Origin of the sequence: Vogesella mureinivorans (assembly GCF_007644035.1) — a bacterium.
In the GTDB taxonomy this organism is placed as follows: domain Bacteria; phylum Pseudomonadota; class Gammaproteobacteria; order Burkholderiales; family Chromobacteriaceae; genus Vogesella; species Vogesella mureinivorans.
In genome coordinates this window covers 1-307 of record NZ_VMTV02000424.1, presented here as the reverse complement: position 1 = coordinate 307, position 307 = coordinate 1, and the positions used below count along the sequence as shown (strand labels likewise).

General features: G+C 67.1%; 1 protein-coding gene. It reads left to right on the top strand.

What is annotated here, in order from left to right:
• Positions 1-112: 112 nt before the first annotated feature.
• The coding region (locus FLQ44_RS11325) for a CBS domain-containing protein (RefSeq protein ID WP_206208841.1) at positions 113-307 on the top strand (195 nt) is incomplete at its 3' end.

Sequence of the window (307 nt, the reverse complement as noted above, 5' to 3'; positions counted from 1 at the left end):
AGCGGCGCTCCCAGTGCCGCGCGCTACCCGCAGGCTCAATCCCCGATCTCTTATCCCCGCCTCTGCGGGCGTATAGTCCCGTGCACATGTCCACCACGGGGGAGGCCACGGCATGCACAGCATCCGACAGATCCTAGAGGGCAAGACCGCGCAGGTCGTCTGCGTGACCGAACAGACGCCGGTGCTGGAAGTGATCCGGCTGATGGCCGAGCACGCCATCGGTTCGGTGCTGGTGATGCGCGGTGAAGCGCTGGTCGGCATCGCCACCGAGCGCGACTACGCCCGCAAGGTGATCCTGAAGGGCCGC